The following is a 1,939-nucleotide window of genomic DNA, read 5'->3' on the forward strand; positions in this document are numbered from 1 at the left end:
CGACGCGAATGACCGTGCGCCCCGAGGGCGCGAACTACAGTGAGGGAGGGTCTCACCCGGATAATTGTCGATTGGTCCGGAAGCTGGCAGGCGGCTCGGTCAGGTAACTGATCGGGTCGGAGCCCTGCGACAAAGGCGGCCTTGGGCTGCTGAGCGATCCGATGGGCCGTAACAAAGTGAAGCCCGAGCAGGCCTCGAAAGTTCTAATGCGGATGCCGACCCTCCGGTCATTTGGGGAAGGCCGCACGTGTGGGGAAGCAATCGACACGCGCACCCACGCGATCCGCCGGGGTAGTGGGTACGGCACGTCGGTAGGGTGGTTCGTAGTTACAGGGGGAGACCCGTCGCGGACGAGGGTAGCGGCCTCAGCATCGCATCAGGCGGTGGTCATGGCGGGAGTCGGACGGGGCAGTAGGAGCGTTGATGCCGGGTAATGCCGGCGGAGCAAAGGGCCCCGACTTCTGGTGTGCTTTTGAAGAGGGTGAGGTGAAGGTGATTGGTGATGAGCCTGACAACGCCTGATAAGATCCGGAGCCTTCAGAGAAAGCTCTACTGCAAAGCGAAGGCGGAGCCCACCTTCCGCTTCTATCTGCTCTACGACAAGATCTGTCGCGAGGACATCCTGGTCCACGCCTATCGGCTCGCCCGAGTTAATGCGGGTGCACCGGGTGTGGATGGGATCACGTTTGCTCAGATCGAGGAGCAGGGCCTGGAAGCATGGTTGGCGGGCTTGCGCGAGGAACTGGTCTCGAAAACATACCGACCTGATCCGGTGCGGCGGGTGATGATCCCCAAAGCGAATGGTGGCGAGCGTCCGCTCGGCATTCCGACCATTCGTGATCGTGTGATTCAGACTGCTGCCAAGATGGTGATCGAGCCGTTCTTCGAGGCTGACTTCGAGGACAATGCCTACGGCTACCGACCCGCTCGCAGGGCGGTGGACGCGGTCAAGGAAGTGCACCGGCATTTATGCCGGGGCTATACTGACGTAGTTGATGCCGATTTGTCCAAGTACTTCGATACGATACCGCATTCCGAGCTGATAAAGTCAGTAGCCCGGCGTGTGGTGGATCGAAACGTCCTGCGCCTCATCAAGATGTGGCTGAGGGCGCCGATCGAGGAACGGGACGCCGACGGGACCCGGCGCATGAGTGGTGGCAAGCGAAACACGCGCGGCACGCCGCAAGGCGGCGTCGCAAGTCCACTGCTGGCCAACATCTACATGAATCGGTTCCTGAAGCATTGGCGTTTGACTGAAAGCGGCGACACGTTCCGTGCTCACGTCGTCTCCTATGCCGACGACTTCGTTATCCTCAGCCGCGGCCGCGCGGCGGAGGCATTGGCGTGGACGAAGGTGGTGATGACCAAGCTCGGGTTGACGATCAACGAGGCGAAAACTTCGTTGAGAAACGCCCGAGAGGAACGCTTCGACTTCCTCGGCTACTCGTTCGGCGCGCATCGGTTTGAGGCGAACGGGAATTGGTATCTGGGTGCGAGCCCGTCCAAGAAGAGTGTGCAACGGCTCAAGACAAAGATCAGCGATCTACTGGTGCCGAGCAATATCGATCCATGGCCGGAAGTATGTGACAAGCTGAACAGGTCTCTGCGAGGCTGGTCCAACTACTTTGGCTACGGTTCGCGGAGCAAGGCATACCGTAGCGTCGATCAATACGTCTCTGAACGTCTGCGCAGGTTCCTCGCGCGAAGACACAAAGTGCAAGGGCGCGGCAATCGCCGATTCACGTTCGATGTCATTCATCGAGAACTCGGCGTTCTGTGCCTTCAACGCCTGCCCAAAGCGGTCCCGTCGCGTGCATTGCGGTGAAGCCGGTCGGAAAGCCGGATGCCGGAAATCGGCACGTCCGGTTTGATGAGCGGGGATGGGAAACGGGGCGTTGGCCATAGGCCCCAAGCTACCGCGCCCATCCTCGACTCTACC

General features: G+C 60.4%; 1 protein-coding gene. It reads left to right on the forward strand.

Annotated elements, in window-relative coordinates; all coding sequences use genetic code 11:
* Positions 1-502: 502 nt before the first annotated feature.
* Positions 503-1,825 (forward strand): group II intron reverse transcriptase/maturase, encoded by a 1,323-nt coding sequence (gene ltrA / locus AC0L2O_RS36090; protein WP_409187694.1) that lies wholly within the window; start codon positions 503-505, stop codon positions 1,823-1,825.
* Positions 1,826-1,939 lie beyond the last annotated feature (114 nt).

This window comes from Bradyrhizobium sp. Kon10 (genome assembly GCF_055807395.1).